The sequence below is a fragment of the Methanocalculus natronophilus genome (assembly GCF_038751955.1).
GTDB lineage: Archaea > Halobacteriota > Methanomicrobia > Methanomicrobiales > Methanocorpusculaceae > Methanocalculus > Methanocalculus natronophilus.
In genome coordinates this window covers 1-592 of record NZ_JBCEXH010000095.1, presented here as the reverse complement: position 1 = coordinate 592, position 592 = coordinate 1, and the positions used below count along the sequence as shown (strand labels likewise).

Genomic DNA, 592 nt, shown 5'->3' with positions numbered 1-592 from the left:
ATCTTTGATAATTTATCACTTGTGCTTTATAGTTTCTTTTCGATACTTACATTGTTTTTAGCTGGAATTACATTTTATGATTACTTAATGACCAGAAACCAAAAATATGAAAATGTAAAAAATCAACTGCCACGATTTATCAGACGATTTAATGAACGTTTAATGGAAAAAATGACTGCAATCTTAGAAGAAAAACAAGGCAGTAAACAATTTTTCTGGTTCGTAATTATTCCATCATTTATAGGAATTTTAGTTGGGATAACAGAAGCGGCTTGTACTGGTCAAATTTATGTAGCGGTGCTTGCTTCTTTAGAAGCAAATATGCAGCCTGGTATTGATGTTATTAAAGTCTTTTACTTATTCGTTTTCAATCTAATGTTTATTTTACCGCTTATTATCATCGCAATTGTTGCAATTAAATCTAAAAACACGATGGTAATTGCTAATTTTATGAGAGAGCATCTATCTAAAATTAAATTAGCGACTGCATTATTCTTCTTGTTCATGGCAGTATACTTTGTATTGTTGATTATGGATGTAGGATTTATTAATTTTGAAATAACGCTTTAACTCAGAAACACCAATGCAATAA

Annotated in this window: 1 protein-coding gene; it reads left to right on the top strand. The window is 29.6% G+C overall.

Annotated features, from left to right (window positions below):
• Window positions 1-570, top strand: a 570-nt coding sequence (locus tag ABCO64_RS10645; RefSeq protein WP_343089457.1) for a hypothetical protein, incomplete at its 5' end; no start/stop codon positions are given.
• Window positions 571-592 lie beyond the last annotated feature (22 nt).